Consider the following 20,491-nt stretch of genomic DNA (forward strand, 5'->3'; position numbering starts at 1 on the left):
CATGGTTCCATTCCGGAAATTGATTTCAGGTTCGGGGTCCGCTGGAAGGAGTTGCGAATGAGACGGGTCGTAGTCACAGGTCTCGGCATCGTGTCGTCGATAGGCAACAATGCCAACGAGGTGCAGACCTCGCTGCACGATGCCAGATCCGGCATCAGCTTCTCCGACTCTTTCGCCGAGCATGGCTTCCGTTGCCGGGTGTGGGGTGCGCCGACGCTGGACCCGTCGGGCATGATCGACCGTCGCGCCATGCGCTTCCTGTCGCAGGGTGCTGCCTGGAACCATGTCGCAATGGACCAGGCGATCGCAGACGCCGGCCTCGACGAGGCCGACATCACCAATGAGCGCACCGGTATCGTGATGGGCTCCGGCGGACCGTCGACCCGTGCAATCGTCGAGGCGGCCGAGACCACGATCAAAAACGGCAGCCCCAAGCGGATCGGGCCGTTCGCGGTGCCAAAAGCGATGTCGTCGACCGCGTCGGCGACGCTTGCCACCTGGTTCAAGATCCACGGCGTCAACTATTCGATCTCATCGGCCTGCTCGACGTCTGCGCATTGCATCGGCAATGGCTACGAGCTGATTCAGTGGGGCAAGCAGGACATCGTCTTCGCCGGCGGCCATGAGGATCTCGACTGGACGATGTCGGATCTCTTCGATGCCATGGGCGCCATGTCGTCCAAGTTCAACGACAGGGCGTCGGTCGCCTCACGCGCCTACGACGTCGATCGCGACGGTTTCGTCATTGCCGGCGGCGCCGGCGTGCTGATTCTTGAAGAGCTCGAGCATGCCAAGGCACGCGGCGCCAAGATCTATGCCGAGATCGTCGGCTATGGCGCGACATCGGACGGCTACGACATGGTGGCGCCGTCGGGCGAAGGCGCGGCGCGCTGCATGAAGCAGGCGCTCGCAACGGTGTCCTCGCCGGTCGACTACATCAATACGCACGGCACCTCGACGCCGGTCGGCGACTCCAAGGAAATGGGCGCCATCCGCGAGGTGTTCGGCGAGAAGATGCCTTTCATCACGTCGACCAAATCGTTAACCGGCCATTCTCTGGGCGCCGCCGGCGTGCAGGAATCGATCTACTCGATCCTGATGATGCAAGGCGGCTTCATCGGCGAGAGCGCCCACATTGAGAACCTCGATCCGGAATTCGAGGGCATGCCGATCGTGCGCAAGCGCATCGACGATGCAAGGATCGACACCGTTTTGTCCAATTCGTTCGGTTTCGGTGGCACCAACGCAACGCTGATTTTCCAGCGCTATTCCGCATAAGGATTTGCCGACCATGGACGGATTGATGAAGGGCAAGCGCGGGCTTGTCATGGGTGTTGCCAACGATCATTCGATCGCCTGGGGTATCGCCCGCAAACTGTCCGAACATGGCGCGGACCTCGCCTTCACCTATCAGGGCGAGGCCTTCGGGCGCCGGGTCAAGCCGCTCGCCGAGAAATTGGGCGCATCCCTGGTGGTGCCTTGCGACGTCGAGGACAGCGTGTCGGTCGCCGCGACTTTCGAGACTTTGGGGAAGGCGTGGGGCGGGCTGGATTTCGTCGTCCATGCCATCGGCTTTTCCGACAAGAACGAGCTGAAAGGCCTCTACGCCGACACGAGCCGCGACAACTTCATCCGCACCATGGTGATCTCCTGCTACTCCTTCACCGAGATCGCCCGTCACGCCGCCACATTGATGAAGGATAGCGGTTCGATGGTCACGCTGACCTATGCCGGTTCGGTCCGTGTCATGCCGAACTACAACGTTATGGGTGTCGCCAAGGCGGGGCTGGAGGCCAGCGTCCGCTATCTCGCCAACGACTACGGCCCGCGCGGCATCAGGGTGAACGGCATATCGGCGGGACCGGTACGGACGCTTGCGGGCGCCGGGATTTCCGACGCACGCCACATGTTCTCCTACCAGCAGCGCAACTCGCCGCTACGCCGTACAGTGACGATCGATGAAGTCGGCGGCTCCGCGCTCTATTTGCTGTCCGACCTGTCCTCCGGCGTCACCGGCGAAATCCATTATGTCGATTCCGGCTATCACATCGTTTCCATGCCGACGCTTGACGAATTGAAGCAGACCGACGGCGGGCGGGAATAGCGCGAGCGACGTATCGCCGGCTTGCCCCGCAGGATTTCAGCGTCGCGCCGATAAGACCTTGAACATGCCGTCGCGGGCGAGCTCCGCATGGCTGGAGAAGGCGGCCGCCAGCACCGGTTCGTAGGGAAGCTGGCGGTTTGCCACCATGAACAGCCGGCCGCCGGGCTTCAGCGCCTTGCCTGCCGCGCGGATCATGCCGGCACCGATTTCCGGCTCAGTCGCCCGGCTGCGGTGAAAGGGCGGGTTCATGACGACCACGTCGTAGCGGCGCTCGACCGGTTCGCTCAACAGATCTATCCAGAAGAAACGTGGCTCCACGCCTGTGTTGCCGACATTGGCCTTGGCCGCCTCCAGCGCCTCGAAATCCGCTTCGTAAAGGTCAAGCGCCGATATGCCGGGTGAGCGGGCGGCGACTTCGGCGGCGACATAGCCCCAACCGGCACAGAAGTCCGCAACGCTGCCACGCAGATCGTTGGGCAGATTTTCGACTAGCAGCTTCGATCCGGCATCGATCTTGTCGAAGGAAAACATGCCTGGGGCCGTGCGGAAGCGGTCCTCGACCACCAAGTCCGGATTGGCGGCGCGAAGCGTTGCCGCGGCAACGGTATCGGCCGGCCGGCGAAACCAGAAGGCAATGCCGTGATGCTTCGGCAGGTGGCCTTCGAGCGGCACAAGGGCGCCGACATGCTTGCGCAGGCTGGCGATTCCATCGTCCTTGCTGCCGGCGACGACGATCAACCCGCCTGGTGCTGCGCGTTCGACCGCTTCGGCAACGCGCAACTCGTTTTGGCCGCGATGGCGGCCAGCGAGCACAAATGCCGCGTCGAAAGCCTCGCCTTCGACCTGCGGCGTGACCGCGAAGCCGGACGCCTGCAAGGCGCGAAAGTGCGGCCTGAAGCCTTGGACAAGATGAAGCTTGGCATCAAAACTTTCCGGCAAGCGAAAGCCGGGCTCGGCACCGAGAAAGAGTATGCGTTCATCCTTTCGTGGCAGGGAGACAGCACCGGCCTCGAACGGATGGAAAAGCGTTTTCAGCGGCTCGGCGGACATTCACCACTCTTGAACTGCAAGGCTGTTGTTGAAACGCAAACGGGCGCGACCTTCCGGCGCGCCCGCTTCGATTGCATAGTTAGATCAGCTTAGGCGGCGTTTTCTTCGCCTTCGCTCTTCTTGTCGCGAACGATTTCCTTGCCGGTGGCCTGGTCGACGACCTTCATCGACAGGCGGACCTTGCCGCGCTCGTCGAAGCCCATCAGCTTGACCCAGACCTTGTCGCCTTCCTTGACCACATCGGAGGTCTTGGCGACGCGGTCATTGGCGAGTTGCGAGATGTGGACGAGGCCGTCACGCGGACCGAAGAAATTGACGAAAGCGCCGAAGTCGGCGGTCTTGACGACCGTGCCTTCGTAGATTTCACCGACTTCCGGCTCGGCGACGATGGTGTGTATCCACTTCTTCGCCGCCTCGATCTCCTTGGCATTGGCCGAGGCGATCTTGACGGTGCCGTCGTCCTCGATGTTGATCTTGGCGCCGGTCTTTTCGACGATCTCGCGGATGACCTTGCCGCCCGAGCCGATCACGTCGCGGATCTTGTCGGTCGGGATGTGCATGACCTCGATGCGCGGCGCGAACTCGCCGAGCTCGGCACGTGCGCCGGACAGCGCGTGGGCCATTTCGCCGAGAATGTACTGACGGCCATCCTTGGCCTGGTCGAGGGCGATCTTCATGATCTCCTCGGTGATGCCCTCGATCTTGATGTCCATCTGCAGCGAGGTGATGCCGTAGGCGGTGCCGGCAACCTTGAAGTCCATGTCGCCGAGGTGGTCCTCGTCGCCAAGGATGTCGGAGAGCACGGCGAAGCGCTCGCCTTCCTTGATCAGGCCCATCGCAATGCCGGCGACCGGCTTGGCAAGCGGCACGCCCGCGTCCATCAGAGCCAGCGAGGTGCCGCAGACGGTAGCCATCGACGACGAGCCGTTGGACTCGGTGATCTCCGAAACGACGCGCAACGTATAGGGGAACTGGTCGGCGGTCGGCAGCATCGGCCGGATGGCGCGCCAGGCGAGCTTGCCATGGCCGATTTCGCGGCGGCCCGGCGAACCCATGCGGCCGGTTTCACCGACCGAATAGGGAGGGAAGTTGTAGTGCAGGAGGAACTTCTCCTTGTACATGCCGGTCAACGAATCGACATACTGCTCGTCCTCGCCGGTGCCGAGCGTGGCGACGACCAGCGCCTGGGTCTCGCCGCGAGTGAACAGCGCCGAGCCGTGCGTGCGCGGCAGGACGCCGACTTCCGAGACGATCTTGCGGACCGTCTTCAGGTCGCGGCCGTCGATGCGCGAGCCGGTGTCGAGGATGTTCCAGCGCACGACCTTGGCCTGGAGCTCCTTGAACACGGTGCCGATCTGTTCGGACGTGTATTTGGCCTCTTCGCCTTCTGCCGGCGCGAACGCGGCCTTGACCTTCGCCTTGACGGCGTCGACGGCGGCATAGCGCTTCTGCTTGTCGGTGATCTTGTAGGCGTCGCGAAGCTCGCCTTCGACGATCTTGAGCATCTCGGCTTCAAGTGCGGAATAGTCCGGCGCGTTGAAGTCGCGCGGGTCCTTTGCCGCGACTTCAGCCAGCTTGATGATCGCGTCGATCACCGGCTGGAAGCCCCTGTGGCCGAACATGACGGCGCCGAGCATAAGGTCCTCGCCGAGTTCCTTGGCTTCGGACTCGACCATCAGCACGGCGTCGGCGGTGCCGGCGACGACTAGGTCGAGCTTCGATTCCTGCATCTCGTCGACATGCGGGTTGAGCACGTATTCGCCGTTGATGTAGCCGACGCGGGCGCCGCCAACCGGACCCATGAACGGCACGCCGGACAAGGTCAGGGCGGCGGAGGTGGCGACGATCGACAGGATGTCCGGGTCATTTTCGAGATCGTGCTGGACGACGGTGACGACGATCTGGGTGTCGTTCTTGTAGCCTTCGGCGAAGAGCGGCCGGATCGGGCGGTCGATCAGGCGGGAAACCAGCGTTTCCTTCTCGCTCGGACGGCCTTCACGCTTGAAATAGCCACCCGGGATCTTGCCGGCGGCGTAAGTCTTCTCCTGGTAGTTGACCGTCAGCGGGAAGAAATCGAGGCCGGGTTTCGGCTCTTTCATCGAGACGACGGTGGCGAGAACCTTGGTTTCGCCGTAGGTGGCCAGCACCGCGCCATCAGCCTGACGTGCGATCTTGCCGGTTTCGAGAATGAGCGGACGGCCGCCCCATTCGATTTCCACTTTGTGGTAATTGAACATGTCTTGTCCTTCGTATGCGGAAAGGGCCGCGCCGTTTCAGCGTGCGCGGATGCCCCTTTCCCTTGGCTTCCTTTCTCGGGCAGCCACGGGCAAGACAACGGGAAGCTCGGCTATTCAGCGCATTTGCCGCACGAGCGTCCTGCAATCCTGCCCCATGACCGTCCATGGGCGGTTTCGAGCGGCCCTCTGCTGTTCGAAACCGGGTTGGCCAATCGATCCGAGTGGCCTTGCGCGTGAACCCGAAAACCAGGTTTTCGGAAAATATCCTGCGCAAATCTAAACTTCAGAGCGTCCTTTGCGCATCCAAACCGATGCGCGGCGCTCTACTTCCTTCATGGAGCCTTGGATGACCCGATGCTCCAATGCGCGACCGGCGGGCTCTCGAAAGAACCCGCCGGTCAATTCGTCAACGGCGCAGACCGAGCTTCTCGATCAGCGTCTGATAGCGCGCGTCGTCCTTGCGCTTGAGATAATCAAGCAGGCTGCGGCGCTGGGAAACGAGAGCGAGCAGACCACGGCGGGAATGGTTATCCTTCTTGTGGTCCTTGAAATGATCGGTCAGGTTCTTGATGCGCTCGGAAAGGATGGCCACCTGGACTTCCGGAGACCCGGTATCGCCCTTGGCGGTTGCGAATTCGCCCATCAATTCCTTCTTGCGTTCGGCAGTAATCGACATCGTGTTTTTCCTTGTCTGTTTGAGGAAACGGGACGCCCTCAGCCGGGATGTCGTCCAGCAGGGGCCGGTGCAAGCAACGCGTCAAAGCGCGAAGCTGCGGCGCATATAGTGCAATTCCGACAAAAAGGCCAGCCTAATTCACAAGCCGGCTTTTTGCTGCATAAACGGGCACTTCCGCCTAGTCAGAGCCATTTCTTCCATTTGAAGTACGCAAAGAGCCCGACCGCAACAAGCGCCATGAAGGCGAGCGACAGCGGATAGCCGTAATAGGCCTTCAGCTCCGGCATGTTCCAGGGCGAGGTGTCGGGGTCGAAATTCATGCCCCATACGCCGACGAGAAAGGTAAGCGGCATGAAGATCACCGAGACGATCGTCAGATAGCTGATGACGTCGTTGGTGCGCGCCTGGCTGAGCGACAAGTGCATCTCGATCAGGCCGGTCAGCATGTCGCGCTGGGTTTCGACCAGTTCGATCAATCGCAGCGAATGATCGAGCGTGTCGTTCAGAAATATCTTGGTTTCGGCCTTCACATAAGAGACGTCGTTGCGGATCATGGTCGCCAGCGCGTCGCGCATCGGCCAAAGCACGCCCTTCAGCACATTGGCATCGCGCCGCAATTCGTGAAGCTGCCGCATCTGATGCTTGTGCGCCTGGTTCAGCATTTGGTCCTCAATGCTGTCGACCAATTCGCCGGCAGCCTCGATCGGCGGGAAATAGCTGTCGACGATGGCGTCGATCAAAGCATAGGCGAGATAGTCGGCGCCGCGCGAGCGCAAGCGGTTGGGCACCGAGCTTGCGATCCGCTTGCGCACGGGATCGAACGGGTCGCCTTCGCGCTCCTGGAAGGTGACGACGAAGTTCCTGCCGAAGAAGACGGCGATCTGTTCGTAGCGATGCGCGGTGACATCGTCGATCATCCTGACGACGGCAAAGGCATGGTCCTCGAAGAAATCCACCTTCGGCCGCTGGCCGGTGTTGACGACATCTTCCAGCGCCAACGGATGCAGGTTGAAGATCCGGCCGATCTCCTCGATCAGCTGGATGTTGGCGAGGCCTGTGCAATCGAGCCAGATAACCGGCCAATTGTGGCAATGGGTGTTGACGTCGTCGATGCTGGCATTGTCGATGGTCTTGAACTTTTCGGGCGAGATCAACGTCAGCCTGAGCTCGGAACGGCGTGCCGCCGGGTCGGCGATCAGCGTGCCGGGCGAAGCCCCGACCGGCGGCCTCCGTGTTTTGAGCGCCGCTCGTTTGTTGACCGTGTCAGCCTTTGCCATGTGCCCCCTCGAGTGCAGCGTCGAACGGCACTACAGCGCAGCGCATCCTTTCGGACTGCAAACGACGCCGTAGGCCTGTTGATTTAGCGCATGATCCTTTCCCAAAATAGAATCCGGTTTGGAGATCATGCGCCGGGCGACAGCTGTTACCCGACAAAGACCCGCTTTGGCTTGAACATGCCTTGCTCGATGGCGCCGATGGCGACCAGCTTGCCGCGCGCGGTGGCGCAGGCCTCCTCCGCTTCTACCGGCGCGTCACGGCCGCGAATGATGACCGGATTGCCGAGGCGGATTTTGGTTGCCGCATCGTCGCTGATCGCAACCTGCGGCAAGCATTCGAGCGCCGCGGCGGTGTCGAGCAGAAGGGCATCGATGGTACCGAAGTCGATCGGCGCGTCTGCTGCTTGCGGCTCGCCCTGCTCGCCGAAGCGGGCGGCCTCCAACTCGGCCAAGGTGACGAAATCTTCCTGCGTGAACGGCTCGACCTCGACCCGCCGCAGCTCGGCGATGTGACCAAAACAGCCAAGGTCGCGCCCCATGTCGCGCGCCAGCGAGCGGACATAGGTGCCCTTGCCGCATTCGACCTCGAAGATGGTGCGATCTGCCATGTGCTCGACCAGGTCGAGCCGGCCGATCTCTACCTCGCGTGGCGGAATGTCGATCGTCTCGCCATCGCGGGCAAGGTCGTAGGCGCGCTCGCCGGCGATCTTGATCGCCGAAAATTGCGGCGGCGTCTGCATGATGACGCCGGTATATTTCGAAAGCAGCGCCCGTACGTCGGCTTCCGCCGGACGGCGGTCCGAGCTTTTGGTCGCCGGGCCTTCGAGGTCGTCGGTCGAACGCTCCTCGCCCCAGGCAACCGTGAAGCGGTAGACCTTGGCGCCGTCCTGGACGTATGGCACGGTCTTGGTCGCTTCGCCGAGCGCGATCGGCAGCATGCCGGACGCCAGCGGGTCGAGCGTGCCGGCATGGCCGGCCTTTTCCGCCTGGAACAGCCATTTGATCTTGGCGACGGCTTCAGTCGAGCCCATGCCGACCGGCTTGTCCAGTACCAGCCAGCCCGAGATCGGCCGGCCCTTCTTCTTGCCGCGACGCGCCACTATTCGCTGTCCTTCCGGTCGTCTTTGTCTTTGTCGTCGGCGCTGAGATCGCGCGCCACTTCGGGCGAGTGCAGCAATTCGTTGATCTTCTGGAAATTGTCGTAGCTGGTGTCGAGCCGGAAGCGGAATTCCGGCATGTACTTCATCTGCCGCAGCGCGCCGGAGACACGGCCGCGGACGAACTTCGCATGCTTGTTGAGCGCTTCGACCACCACGCCGGCATCCTTGGCGCCAAGCGGCGAGACGAAGGCGGTGGCGATCTTCAGATCGGGCGACATGCGCACTTCCGAGACCGACACCACGGCATTCTCGATCAACGGATCGAGGATCTCGCCACGTTGCAAGGTTTCCGACAGAGCATGGCGCACCTGCTCGCCGACGCGAAGCATACGCTGGGATGGGCCAGCCGATGGTGGTCTTGGCATGAAAATTCTTCCTTCGCGCGGGTTCGAACCGCCTCAAACCGCTGACTTAACGCCGTTGGGCAGGTTTGGCTACCCTGGGCAACTGACCTTAATAGGTCTTCGTTCTACGACCGAGCCTGAGTTGCCCAGATTTTTATTTTCTCGAGCGCATCGGCGGGAACGACATCCCTTGGGATAAAAACGAAACGGGTACCGTTATCTATGAGGAAAAACAGGTAGTCGTTGCTCAGTTGCACCCGTTCTATCCTTCGATTCTTTATCGAGTTCTCGTCCAAAAACTGAATAATATACCCATCGAAGATCTTTACCGGTTCGGTGATATTGCCAATTTTCTTATTATTTACTTTCCTTTTAAAGAAACCAAAAAAACTACGAGCTACTATAATATATATAGTCCCCATCGCAATTGGGGCGAGAACGTAAATTGTCTCACTGGAGACCACGCCCTTTGAAAGGTACTCCAGCAGAGCGACGGCCAACGCAGATGTCCAGATAATCAAAAGAACTGAGGCTATCAAAATCAGCCAAGCAAGACCTGTGAGAATCCAACGCCTGGATCGACCATACCGCAGGTCGGAAAACGAACGCGCAGCACGTTTAAGCTGCGTATCATTTGTTTGGAAGGTATATTCCCATAGAGGGAACATACCTTCCAGATTTGAAGCGTCCTGGCCCATATCGGTGCCAAGCGCTTTACAGCGTCCTGGTCACCATCTCGACGCGGAAGCACTCGATGACGTCGCCGACGCGCATGTCCTCGTAGTTCTGGAAGGCCATGCCGCATTCCTGGCCGCCCGGAACTTCCGAAACCTCGTCCTTGAAGCGCTTCAGGGTCTTCAGCGTGCCTTCGTGGATGACGACGTTGTCCCGGATCAGGCGGACGCCCGCACCACGCTCGACCTTGCCTTCGGTGACACGGCAGCCGGCGATCTTGCCGACCTTGGTGATGTCGAAGATCTCGAGGATCTCGGCATTGCCGATGAAGGTCTCGCGACGCTCCGGCGAGAGCAGGCCGGAGAGCGCCGCTTTCACATCATCGACCAGATTGTAGATGATCGAATAGTAGCGGATCTCGATGCCTGCCGCAGCCGCGGCTGCGCGGGCCTGCGCATTGGCGCGAACGTTGAAGCCGATGATCGCAGCCCCCGAAGTTTCCGCCAGCGACACGTCGCTTTCGGTAATGCCGCCAGCCCCCGCATGGACGATGCGGGCGCGCACCTCGTCGGTGCCGAGATTGTCGAGCGCGGCGTTGATCGCCTCGATCGAGCCCTGCACGTCGCCCTTGATGACCAGCGGGAATTCCTTCAATCCGCTGGTCTGCAACTGCGACATCATCTGTTCAAGCGAGCCGCGCTGGCCGGCATGCCTGGCCACCGCCTTCTCACGCGCCAGACGCTGGCGATATTCGGTGATCTCGCGGGCGCGGGCTTCGTTGTTGACCACGGCGAAGCGGTCGCCGGCCTGCGGCGTGCCTTGCAGGCCGAGCACCTCCACCGGCATTGCCGGCGGCGCTTCCTTGACCTGCTCGCCGCGATCATTGACGAGTGCGCGTACCCGGCCCCATTCGTTGCCGGCGACGAGAATGTCGCCCGGCATCAACGTGCCGGTCTGCACCAGCACGGTAGCGACTGGGCCGCGGCCCTTGTCGAGCTGGGCTTCGATGACCACGCCTTCGGCGGTGCGGTCCGGATTGGCCTTCAGGTCGAGGATTTCGGCCTGCAGCAGGATCGCTTCGAGCAACTTGTCGAGATTGATGCCCTTGGTCGCCGACACCTCGACATCCAGCACCTCACCGCCCATGGATTCGACGAACACCTCGTGGCGCAGCAGTTCCGAACGCACCTTCTGCGGGTCGGCGTCATGCTTGTCGATCTTGTTGATCGCCACAATGATCGGAACGCCGGCCGCCTTGGCGTGATTGATCGATTCGATCGTCTGCGGCATGACGCTGTCGTCGGCTGCCACCACGAGGATGGCGATATCGGTCGCCTGGGCACCGCGGGCACGCATTGCCGTGAAGGCGGCGTGGCCGGGCGTGTCGATGAAGGTAACCTTGTGAGCGTTCTTCTCGACCTGATAGGCGCCGATATGCTGGGTAATGCCGCCGGCCTCGCCGGAGACGACGTTGGCATTGCGGATGGCATCGAGCAACGAGGTCTTGCCGTGATCGACATGACCCATGATCGTTACCACCGGCGGACGCGGCTGCAGGTCCTCGGGACGATCGGCGATGTTGAACAAGCCCTCTTCGATGTCGGACTCGGCGACGCGGCGGACCGTGTGGCCAAATTCGGTGGCGACGAGTTCGGCCGTGTCGGCGTCGATGACGTCACCAGGCTTCAGGATCTGGCCCTGCTTCATGAAGAACTTGACCACGTCGACAGCGCGCTCGGACATGCGCTGCGCCAGCTCCTGGATGGTGATGGTTTCGGGCAGGATCACTTCACGCATGACTTTCTCGCGTGGCTCGTTATGCAACGCGCGCTTGAATTTCTCCTGACGGCGGCGCATCGACGAGAGCGAGCGGGCGCGCGCATCCTCGTCGGAAAGCGCCGAATTCAGAGTCAGCTTGCCGCGGCGGCGGTCTTCCTCGCCCTTGGTCGGTTTGGCCGGACGCGCCACTTCCGGCGTAACCAGACGGCGCACTGGTGCGCCGGCACCGGTCCGCTTCGGTTTGACCTCTTCCTCGTCATCGACTGTTGCCAGTTCGGCGGCGAGCGGCGCACGGCGGCGCGCCTCTTCCTCGGCACGGCGGCGGGATTCGGCCTCGGCTTGCAGCCGTGCCTCTTCCTCGGCCTGACGGCGAGCCGATTCCTCGCGCTCGCGGCGGCGGCGCTCTTCGTCCTCGCTGCGGCGCTTGGCTTCCTCGATGGCGCGCTGGCGATCCTCGACATCGCGGACCTTCGAGCCCTCGAGAGCCCGGCGGCGTGCTTCCATTTCCTGGCGCGACAACTCGTTCAGCACCATGCCGCCGCGTTCGACCGGCGGCGGAGGGGGAGGCGCCTTGGGAGCTTCCTGCACGGCAGGCGCTGCCGCGACCGGCTTCGGCGTGAAGACGGACACAGGCGCTGCCGCCGGCTCCGGCTTGTCGCCGGGCAGCGAGAACTTGCGCTTCTTGGTCTCGACGACCACCGACTTGGTGCGGCCGTGCGAGAAGTTCTGGCGCACCGTGCCCTGTTCCATGCCGGGGCGCTTCAGCGTCAAGGTCTTCTTCGGCGTAACACTCAGCGTCTTGTCGTCGCCCGATTTCGTATCGCTCATTCCATATCCTCTGCGGCATCATCTTCGTCAGCAACGGCCGCAAGCATTGCCAGATCGTCCGGGGAACCGCCCCGATATCGGTCGAGCGCAACCATGCGCTTCTGGACCGCCCTGCCCGCGTCTCCCGCGAGAACGGCAGCATGTATCACATTTGTACCCCCCAATGCCAAGCTCAACTCGGCCTCGGAGAAAAGTTTGTAAGCGCGGATCGCAGGCCCGCCAAGGTGGACGGTTGCCCGTCGCGCCTGGCTTATCTTGCGGACGCCATCGTCGGAAGCCTCGGTCGCGTGGAGCACGAAAAGTGCAAGTCCGCCGCGCACGGCGCTCTCGACCTTGGTCGCTCCGAGCGCTATGGCGCCCGCCTTGCGGGCCAGGCCAAGCATGCCCAGAGCGGACCTGGAAAGTAGCGCGTCGACCATGCCGCCAAGATCGGCCGGCACGCTCACCTGCGCCTTAAAAGCACGGGCAAACAGATTTTTGGCCGCTGCCTTTTCTATATGTAGGCGGTCGGCCGTCACCCAGCAACCGCGGCCGGGCAGGTTTCTCTTGATGTCCGGAACGACGGCCGAACCCGGGCCGACGACGAAACGGATCAGTTCATCCGGTTCGGCTTGCCTGCGGGTGACGATGCAGGTGCGATCGTTCATCTCGTCCAAGGGCGGGTTCGGTGCGATGCGGTTTCACCTCACGCACCGACGGTTTCGTCAGCCGGCACGCCCTCGGCGGCAAGCTCGTCTTCGGTGATCCAGCCAGCCTTCAGGCGAGCGGCCAGGACCATCTGCTCGGCATCGGCGCGTGATACGCCGTGGTTGGCGAGCACACCCGGGAATACCTTCGTCTCGCCGTCCTTGCGTTCCTTCCAACCGGTCAGGTCGTCGGCGGCGTAGCCGGCGAAATCCTCGATCGTCTTCACGCCGTCCTCGCCGAGCGTCACCATCATGGCGGTGGTGATGCCGGGGATCTCGCGCAGCTCGTCCTTGACGCCGAGCGCCTTGCGCTTCTCGTCATGCTGGGCTTCGATCTTCTCCAGATATTCGCGGGCGCGGGTCTGGATTTCCGAAGCCGTGTCCTCGTCGAAGCCGTCGATCGACGCGATTTCGCCGGAGTCGACATACGCGACCTCCTCGACGCTGGTGAAGCCTTCGGAAGCGAGCACCTGGCCGACCATCTCGTCGACGTCGAGGGCTTCCATGAACAGCGACGACCGTTCGACGAATTCCTTCTGGCGGCGTTCGCTCTCTTCCTGCTCGGTCAGGATGTCGATATCCCAGCCGGTGAGCTGCGAGGCAAGACGGACGTTCTGGCCGCGGCGGCCGATGGCCAGCGACAGCTGATCGTCGGGAACGACGACCTCGATGCGCTCGGCATCCTCGTCGAGCACGACCTTGGCGACTTCCGCCGGCTGCAATGCATTGACAATGAAGGACGCCGCCGAAGGCGACCAAGGAATGATGTCGATCTTCTCGCCCTGCAATTCACCGACGACCGCCTGGACGCGGCTGCCGCGCATACCGACGCAGGCACCGACCGGATCGATGGAGCTGTCGCGCGAGATGACAGCGATCTTGGCGCGCGAACCCGGATCGCGGGCGACCGACTTGATCTCGATGATGCCGTCGTAGATTTCCGGCACTTCCATGGTGAACAACTTCGCCATGAACTGCGGATGGGTGCGCGACAGGAAGATCTGCGGGCCGCGCTGTTCGCGGCGCACGTCATAGACATAGGCGCGGACGCGATCGCCATATTTGTAGTTTTCGCGAGGAATCAGCTCGTCGCGGCGGATGATCGCCTCGCCGCGGCCGAGATCGACGATGACGTTGCCGTATTCGACGCGCTTGACGGTACCGTTGACGATCTCGCCGATACGGTCCTTGTATTCGTCGTATTGCCGGTCCCGCTCGGCCTCGCGCACCTTCTGCACGATGACCTGCTTGGCCGACTGGGCGGCGATGCGGCCAAAATCCATCGGCGGTAGCTGTTCGGCAATGAAATCGCCGAGTTGGGCGTCCGGATTGCGCTCGCGCGCCGAGGAAATGGCAATCTGTGTCGCGTAGTCATCGACCTTCTCGACCACTTCCATCAGCCGCTGCAGCTTCATCTCGCCGGTGTTGGCATTGATGTCGGCGCGGATATTGGTTTCCTGGCCGTAGCGCGAGCGCGCGGCCTTCTGGATCGCATCGGCCATGGCGGCGATGACGATCGACTTGTCGATCGACTTTTCACGCGCGACCGCATCGGCGATCTGCAGCAGTTCAAGCCTGTTGGCGCTTACAACCATCTTCTTTCTCCCGAGCTTGTTGCCGACCTTTACGGCCGGCAGCCCAATCACATTTCCTGTTCGGTTTCGTCTTCCGCACCCTCTGGTGCGTCTTCGGGTTCGCCGCGGCGTTTCCTGGCTTCCTTGCGCGCCCGATTGTCCTTCGACAGCGCATCGCGGATAAGGTCGTCGGTCAGAATCAGCCGCGCTTCGGCAATCGCATCGTAGGGAACACGTACCGTCGGCTCCTCGCCGTAAGCGGCCTTGTCACGCTCGATCAGCACACCGTCCGCGTCGCTTTCGGCGATCTTGCCCTTGAAGCGCTTACGGTCGGCGACGAGAACCGACGTTTCCATCTTCACCAGATGGCCGGTCCAGGCTGCAAAGTCCGATTTGCGGACCAGCGGCCGGTCGATGCCCGGCGACGACACTTCGAGATGATAAGCCTTCTCGATCGGATCATCGACATCGAGCGCCGGCGACACCGCGCGGCTGACCTCTTCACAATCCTCGACCGTCATGGTGCCGTCCTCGCGCTCGGCCATGATCTGCAGCGTCAGCCCGTTCTGGCCCGACAGGTGCACACGTACCAAGCGGAAACCAATGGCGCGCAGTACCGGCTGAACGATCAGCGCGATGCGCGCATCGATGCCGCTTTCGCGGATGATGCGGTCGTCGCCTTCGCTTGCCGTCACTGTCATTCGGTCCTGTCACTCGATTTCTGTTGGTCGGCAGGTAATAAAAAAGAGCGGGACCGGGTGGACCCACTCTTCGTCATACCGACCAAGAATTTGAAGCTGATATAGACGATCGTGGTCCTCGTTTCAAGCCCGTCCTGCATGACGGCAAGGCTCCGAGTCCGCAGCGCTGCGCCAAATGCATGGCGCCCATGCAGTGATCCCCCTTTGAGCACCGGCCACGCACGACTATCTATGTTGCATTGCACAATTGGAGCGCTCACTGCGCTCAAAAGGGTACCATCATGAACAATCGTGGATTTTTTTCAGCCATAGGCGATGTCTTTAGCGTATTCGGCAGCGCCGTAGCCGCGTCGCGGGCTGTGGAAAGCGGTCGCAAGCCGCGTGCGCATGATCTGCGCAATCTCGGCATGGAGCCGGCAGCCTTCAACAAGATCCGTCGCTTCTGAGCCAGGTGGCCGCCGAGAGCCTTCGGCCGGCTCGCCTTGTGCTCAGCTCTAATTTCCCGCCTATTTCCGCACGAAGGTGAGATAGGCGGGCCGTCGGCCTTCGCGAATGGCCTTGGCCTCATAGCGCGTCCCCGGCCAGCCATCATAGGGCCGGTGCCAGTCGGCTGCTTCGCTTGCCTGCCACGTGAAGGCGTCGTGCGCCCGGCAATGCAGGAGCGTCCAGTTCACATAGCTGTCGATATCGGACGCAAAGTGGAACTTTCCGCCGTGCTTCAGGACGCCCGCGAAGCGGTTGAGATTGACCGGGCTGACGAAGCGCCGCTTCCAGTGCTTCTTCTTCGGCCACGGATCCGGATAGAGAAGGTCAATGCCGTCAAGCGAAGCCTGCGGCAGCCAGTCCAGCAGACGTGTGGCGTCGTCGTCATAGACGCGCAGATTGGCAAGCGGCCGCTCCCGGACCGCCATCATCATCTTGGCCATGCCGTTGACGAAAGGCTCGACGCCGATAAAGCCGGTCGCCTGGCTGGCCGTAGCACGGTGCAGAAGATGTTCGCCGCCGCCAAAACCGATTTCGAGCTGGACAGCCGAAACTTCGGCTTCGAAAAGGCTGCGCAAGTCGGCCGGCGGTTCAACCGTCAGATCGAGCCTGTAGACGGCGAAGCCGCTCTCCAGCGCCGCTGCCTGTTGTGGTCGAATGGTCTTGCCGCGCCGGCGACCGAAAAAGGCCTCGGTCGCGCGGCTTGGCCGGTCCTTCGGATCCATAGGCGCCGCGGTTAGGCGGCGACTGCTTCGGCGACCGGTTCGGCGAGAGCGTCCTTGAGCGCCTTGGCGAGGTCGGTCTTCTCCCAGGAGAAGGATCCGTCGCGGCCGGCCTTGCGGCCAAAATGGCCGTAGGACGACGTCTTGGCATAGATCGGCTTGTTGAGATCGAGGTGGCGGCGGATGCCGGACGGCGACAGATCCATCACGGCGCGCAGTGCACGCTCGAGTTTTGCCTCGTCGACCTTGCCGGTGCCGTGCAGGTCGACGTAGATCGACAGCGGCTGGGCGACACCGATCGCATAGGAAAGCTGGATGGTGCAGCGATCGGCGAGCTTTGCGGCAACCACGTTCTTGGCGAGATAACGCGCCGCATAGGCCGCCGAGCGGTCGACCTTGGTGGTGTCCTTGCCAGAAAAAGCGCCGCCGCCATGAGGCGCAGCCCCACCATAAGTGTCGACGATGATCTTGCGGCCGGTCAGGCCGGCGTCGCCATCAGGCCCGCCGATGACGAACTTGCCGGTCGGATTGATGTACCAGTTGCAATTGTCGGCAATCTTCAGGTCGCCCAGTGCTTCGCGAATATAGGGCTCGACGACGTTGCGCACCTTCTTCGAATCCCACGTCTCATCGAGATGCTGGGTCGACAGCACGATCTGCGTCACTTCCGCCGCTTTGCCGTCGACATAGCGGACGGTGACCTGGCTCTTGGCATCCGGCCCGAGCCTGCCGGCATCACCGCTGCCTTCATGGCGCGCAGCCGCCAGCAATTCGAGGATCTTGTGGCTGTAATAGATCGGCGCCGGCATCAGGTCCGGGGTTTCGCGGCAGGCATAGCCAAACATGATGCCCTGGTCGCCGGCTCCCTCCTCGCCTTGCCGGTCGGAGGCGTTGTCGACGCCTTGGCCGATATCCGGCGACTGGCCGTGCAGCAGGACCTCGATCTTGGCTGTCTTCCAGTGGAAGCCGGCCTGCTCGTAGCCGATTTCGCGGATCGCCTTGCGAGCGACCGACTTGAACTTGGCCGGGTTGACAATCGGATGGCCGGCCGCATCCTTCAGGACGTTGCCCTCCTTGTCCTTCTTGAGCAGCGTCTCGGGGACGCGCACCTCGCCGGCGATGACAACGCGATTGGTCGTCGCAAGCGTCTCGCAGGCAACGCGGACCTTCCACGGGTCCATGCCGGTCTTTCTGGCTTCGCGATAGACGAGATCGACAATCTCGTCGGAGATGCGGTCGCAGACCTTGTCGGGATGGCCCTCGGCAACGGATTCCGAGGTGAAGAAATAATTGTGCCGCGTCACGGGTGTCCCCTCTTGAAAAAAATATCGGCAGGCCGCCGATTTTGGCGCGCCAGTTGTTAACGGTGCCGGGCGTCGCTCGTCAAGCCATGCAGCCGTTCTGGCATGAATTTTGACGTTATTATCTTTGCATCCCGAGACGGCGGCAGGGCGCACTGCGATCAGCCCTTGCACCAACAGACTGAGGAAAACGGCTTCCAGGAAGCGAGTCGAGCGAAATCGATCTGCGCTTTAGCGCATCTGCGGAATGAACATCCCTCAATGCGCGCAGCCGCGAGAAATTGCATGCCCAGCTACGACGAGCCCTTCCTTGTTGAACTCTTCACGGGCCAGTCAATCGACTTCGTCGGTGGAAAGCGACTTCACCAACTCGATGATCTTGCGGCGCACTTTCACATCGGCGATCTTGACGAAGGCGCGATTCAGCTGGAGGCCTTCCGGGCTGCCGCAGAATTCGACGGCGGAGGTCATCGAAGCATCCTCGGCAAATCCACGGTTGCCCACGGGCTCCTGACCGGGCGCATCCTCGAAAAAGAAGGCGACGGGGACGCCGAGTATGGAGGCGATTGCCTGCAAACGGCTGGCGCCGACGCGATTGGTGCCCTTTTCGTACTTTTGGATCTGCTGGAACGTTATGCCGAGGTTTTCACCCAGTTTTTCCTGGCTCATTCCCAGCATATTGCGGCGAAGCCGGATGCGGCTTCCGACGTGGATGTCGATCGGATTCGGCTTTTTCTTGTTTTCTTCTGTCATTTTTTCCTCGCCGAATTTTTCCGGCTTTTTCTATTTTGCTGCCCAAACGACGCCGCGGCCCGTGCCCCAACAGAACGACCTTATCGACTTCGAAAACTTTCAGGCGCTTACAGTATGAGTTTCTAATGTGTCGGCTGTCAATTCGCCCGTAGCCTTTGCCTTACGTTCAAAATGCATGCCGCAACGGCAAGCAAAAACATGATCAGCATTCCGTTAATGCGTCGTTGGCCGGATGAAACGATGGCTTGGTCGGAGATCGGCACACGCACATCGATCGCGCCGCGTGCATCGATTGCCAGCGCGTCGACGATGCGACCGCGCGGGTCGACAACGGCCGAAATGCCGTTATTAGCCGCGCGCAACAGGGGCACCCCATTCTCCACCGCCCGGATCTGCGCCTGCCTGAAGTGCTGGTACGGCCCCGGCGTGTCGCCGAACCAGGCGTCATTGGTGACGTTCACAATAAGCTCGGCTGACGTTGCGTCAACTGCGACCAGATCGGGAAAGATGACCTCATAGCAAATAAACGGCAGCGCCCGGATACCGCCGGGCAGCGCGATCGGATGCCGCTCATTGCCCGCCGCGAAGGTCATTGGACCGGCAACAAGCTGCTCAAGCCCGAAGCGGCCGAGCAGATCGGCAAAAGGCAGGTATTCGCCGAAGGGTACCAGGTGGACCTTGTCGACGGCATCGACGATTTCGCCCCTTTCGTCGATCGCCACCACAGAGTTGTAGTAACGGCTGCCGGCCGCCGAGCCGCCTTCCTCGCGAACGACGCCGGCGACCAGCATCTGGCCATCGCCAAGCATTTCTCCGATCGCAGGCAGGGCATCCGGACGTTCGGTGAACAGAAACGGCACGGAGGTCTCCGGCCACAGAATCAATTGCGGCCTGTCATGGCCGGGCTCCGGCGCCTTGGCCGAAAGCCCCATCATGGTGGCGAAGATACGGTCACGCACCGAGGTATCCCATTTTTCGGTAAGGTCGACGGCAGGCTGCACTATACGGACGTCAAGGCTGCGGGCGGCCGGCTTTTCGGGGGCGGCGAGCCGGATATAGCCGAAGCCGGCATGGGCGGCGACGAGCACGACAAGCAATGCCGCGCCGAGGCGGAGATGCCGGCGCGCCGCAAGCAGCGCCGGCAGCGCAAAGACGAAGACCGCAAGCGCGTCCATGCCGACCATGCCGGTCACCGAGACGCTCTGCATCAGCAAAGGTACCGGCATCGCCGCATAGCCGACGGCATTCCACGGAAAGCCGGTGAACAGGAAGCCGCGCAGCCATTCCGCCAGCGCAAAGCCGAAGGCGAGCGCGGCGATGCGTCCGATGTCGTTGCTCCACAACAGCCGGGCGACCACGGCGGCGAAACCATAGAAGAAGGCGAGCGCGAGGGGGATGCCGACCACCGCGAACGGCAAGGCCCAGGCAAAGCTGTCGGCCTCGACCAGAAGCGCCGAGCCGACCCACCAGAGACCGGCAAGAAAGTAGCCGAAACCGAACCACCAGCCGATGGCGAAGGCCGGACGCAAGCGCCGCAGAAAACCGTCCGAGGCTTCGCCGGTCGCGCCGTCGAGGAGCCACACCAGCAGGGGAAACGAAACGAAACAGACGGCGAAGAAATCGTACGGCGCCTGGGCAAGAACCGCCAGCGCGCCGGCAAGAAACGCCACCAGCGCGCGCCGCCAGCCCCAAAGCAGAATTATCCGGCCGGCCTGGCGCTCCATCTATGCTTCCGAGTCGTGCGAATCAGGAAGCAAGATTTATCAGGCCGCGGCCTTGGCTCCAAACCGGGCGACGTAGTCCGCTCATAGCTATCGATGCCAGCCTTGTATCTTCAGCCCGCCCAGCCGCTCAGCCTCTTCGCGTGGGACAGCGCCGACAGTCTGGGAAAAGGTCCAGACATGGCCTTCAGGATCGCGCGCGTGTTCTTGCCTGTAACTGAAGCCGGGCTGGCTATATGGTCGGCCCATTCGGAATCGACGATGATATAACCATCGCCGAACCTGCATCGCTGACCACCATGCTCGGCTCGAAGCCGAAGGCCTTTTCAAGCCAGGTCAATGCGGCCTGCGTATCCTCGTAGAAGACGCCGGAGCCCAAGGTCGAGTGCTTGAACGGGTCCTCAACCGGCATCGGGCAAG

Annotated in this window: 19 protein-coding genes; 3 read left to right on the forward strand and 16 right to left on the reverse strand. The window is 62.0% G+C overall.

The window, feature by feature from the left end; translation table 11 throughout:
- Window positions 1-57 precede the first annotated feature (57 nt).
- Both fabB and fabI read left to right on the forward strand, forming a co-directional pair.
- Window positions 58-1,278: a beta-ketoacyl-ACP synthase I gene (fabB, locus tag NKI08_RS02670; RefSeq protein WP_023676911.1), complete on the forward strand. Its 1,221-nt coding sequence runs from the start codon at window positions 58-60 to the stop codon at window positions 1,276-1,278.
- A gap of 13 nt (window positions 1,279-1,291) precedes the next feature.
- Window positions 1,292-2,104: an enoyl-ACP reductase FabI gene (fabI, locus tag NKI08_RS02675; RefSeq protein ID WP_352613887.1), complete on the forward strand. Its 813-nt coding sequence runs from the start codon at window positions 1,292-1,294 to the stop codon at window positions 2,102-2,104.
- A gap of 36 nt (window positions 2,105-2,140) precedes the next feature.
- Here fabI and NKI08_RS02680 read toward each other — a convergent pair whose 3' ends face one another.
- The 11 genes from NKI08_RS02680 to rimP all read right to left on the reverse strand — a co-directional run bounded on the left by NKI08_RS02680 (window position 2,141) and on the right by rimP (window position 15,091).
- On the reverse strand, window positions 2,141-3,154 hold the full coding sequence (locus NKI08_RS02680) for a class I SAM-dependent methyltransferase (RefSeq protein ID WP_352767033.1): 1,014 nt from the start codon (window positions 3,152-3,154) through the stop codon (window positions 2,141-2,143).
- 89 nt (window positions 3,155-3,243) lie between these two features.
- Window positions 3,244-5,391, reverse strand: coding sequence for a polyribonucleotide nucleotidyltransferase (gene pnp / locus NKI08_RS02685; RefSeq protein WP_023676908.1), 2,148 nt, complete (start codon window positions 5,389-5,391; stop codon window positions 3,244-3,246).
- Window positions 5,392-5,797: 406 nt separating this feature from the next.
- Window positions 5,798-6,109 (reverse strand): 30S ribosomal protein S15, encoded by a 312-nt coding sequence (gene rpsO / locus NKI08_RS02690; RefSeq protein ID WP_280940423.1) that lies wholly within the window; start codon window positions 6,107-6,109, stop codon window positions 5,798-5,800.
- A 140-nt stretch (window positions 6,110-6,249) separates the two neighbouring features.
- Window positions 6,250-7,344 (reverse strand): magnesium/cobalt transporter CorA, encoded by a 1,095-nt coding sequence (gene corA / locus NKI08_RS02695; protein WP_352767035.1) that lies wholly within the window; start codon window positions 7,342-7,344, stop codon window positions 6,250-6,252.
- Between the two features lie 146 nt (window positions 7,345-7,490).
- Window positions 7,491-8,444, reverse strand: coding sequence for a tRNA pseudouridine(55) synthase TruB (truB, locus tag NKI08_RS02700; protein ID WP_352541265.1), 954 nt, complete (start codon window positions 8,442-8,444; stop codon window positions 7,491-7,493).
- A complete protein-coding gene (rbfA, locus tag NKI08_RS02705) occupies window positions 8,444-8,869 on the reverse strand; it encodes a 30S ribosome-binding factor RbfA (protein ID WP_352541264.1) in 426 nt (141 codons plus the stop codon). The genes truB and rbfA overlap by 1 nt, the downstream gene beginning before the upstream one ends.
- Before the next feature lie 104 nt (window positions 8,870-8,973).
- Window positions 8,974-9,546, reverse strand: coding sequence for a hypothetical protein (locus NKI08_RS02710; protein WP_352767038.1), 573 nt, complete (start codon window positions 9,544-9,546; stop codon window positions 8,974-8,976).
- Between the two features lie 16 nt (window positions 9,547-9,562).
- Window positions 9,563-12,130: a translation initiation factor IF-2 gene (infB, locus tag NKI08_RS02715; protein WP_352470067.1), complete on the reverse strand. Its 2,568-nt coding sequence runs from the start codon at window positions 12,128-12,130 to the stop codon at window positions 9,563-9,565.
- Window positions 12,127-12,777, reverse strand: coding sequence for an RNA-binding protein (locus NKI08_RS02720; RefSeq protein ID WP_352541262.1), 651 nt, complete (start codon window positions 12,775-12,777; stop codon window positions 12,127-12,129). The genes infB and NKI08_RS02720 overlap by 4 nt, the downstream gene beginning before the upstream one ends.
- A gap of 38 nt (window positions 12,778-12,815) precedes the next feature.
- Entirely contained in the window at window positions 12,816-14,411 is a 1,596-nt protein-coding gene (nusA, locus tag NKI08_RS02725) for a transcription termination factor NusA (protein WP_352681242.1), read from the reverse strand.
- 47 nt (window positions 14,412-14,458) lie between these two features.
- Window positions 14,459-15,091: a ribosome maturation factor RimP gene (gene rimP / locus NKI08_RS02730; protein ID WP_023676900.1), complete on the reverse strand. Its 633-nt coding sequence runs from the start codon at window positions 15,089-15,091 to the stop codon at window positions 14,459-14,461.
- A 281-nt stretch (window positions 15,092-15,372) separates the two neighbouring features.
- Between rimP and NKI08_RS02735 the strand changes: the two genes are divergently transcribed.
- On the forward strand, window positions 15,373-15,537 hold the full coding sequence (locus NKI08_RS02735; RefSeq protein ID WP_352767041.1) for a hypothetical protein: 165 nt from the start codon (window positions 15,373-15,375) through the stop codon (window positions 15,535-15,537).
- A 60-nt stretch (window positions 15,538-15,597) separates the two neighbouring features.
- On the opposite strand, the gene trmB is transcribed toward NKI08_RS02735, so the two are convergent.
- The 5 genes from trmB to NKI08_RS02760 all read right to left on the reverse strand — a co-directional run bounded on the left by trmB (window position 15,598) and on the right by NKI08_RS02760 (window position 20,483).
- The gene (gene trmB, locus NKI08_RS02740; protein ID WP_352767042.1) at window positions 15,598-16,299 is read right to left on the reverse strand and encodes a tRNA (guanine(46)-N(7))-methyltransferase TrmB; all 702 of its coding nucleotides are present in this window, start codon (window positions 16,297-16,299) and stop codon (window positions 15,598-15,600) included.
- 11 nt (window positions 16,300-16,310) lie between these two features.
- Window positions 16,311-17,600, reverse strand: a complete 1,290-nt coding sequence (metK, locus tag NKI08_RS02745) for a methionine adenosyltransferase (protein ID WP_023676896.1) — start codon at window positions 17,598-17,600, stop codon at window positions 16,311-16,313.
- Between the two features lie 330 nt (window positions 17,601-17,930).
- Complete coding sequence (locus NKI08_RS02750) at window positions 17,931-18,350, reverse strand: helix-turn-helix domain-containing protein (RefSeq protein WP_023676895.1); 420 nt, start codon at window positions 18,348-18,350, stop codon at window positions 17,931-17,933.
- A 137-nt stretch (window positions 18,351-18,487) separates the two neighbouring features.
- Window positions 18,488-20,074 carry an apolipoprotein N-acyltransferase gene (gene lnt, locus NKI08_RS02755; RefSeq protein WP_352541257.1) on the reverse strand — a complete coding sequence of 529 codons (1,587 nt, stop codon included), beginning with the start codon at window positions 20,072-20,074 and terminating at the stop codon, window positions 18,488-18,490.
- Window positions 20,075-20,303: 229 nt separating this feature from the next.
- Window positions 20,304-20,483: a VOC family protein gene (locus NKI08_RS02760; protein WP_352767044.1), complete on the reverse strand. Its 180-nt coding sequence runs from the start codon at window positions 20,481-20,483 to the stop codon at window positions 20,304-20,306.
- Window positions 20,484-20,491 lie beyond the last annotated feature (8 nt).

Origin of the sequence: Mesorhizobium sp. M0768, from assembly GCF_040320195.1 — a bacterium.
Taxonomy (GTDB): Bacteria; Pseudomonadota; Alphaproteobacteria; order Rhizobiales; family Rhizobiaceae; genus Mesorhizobium.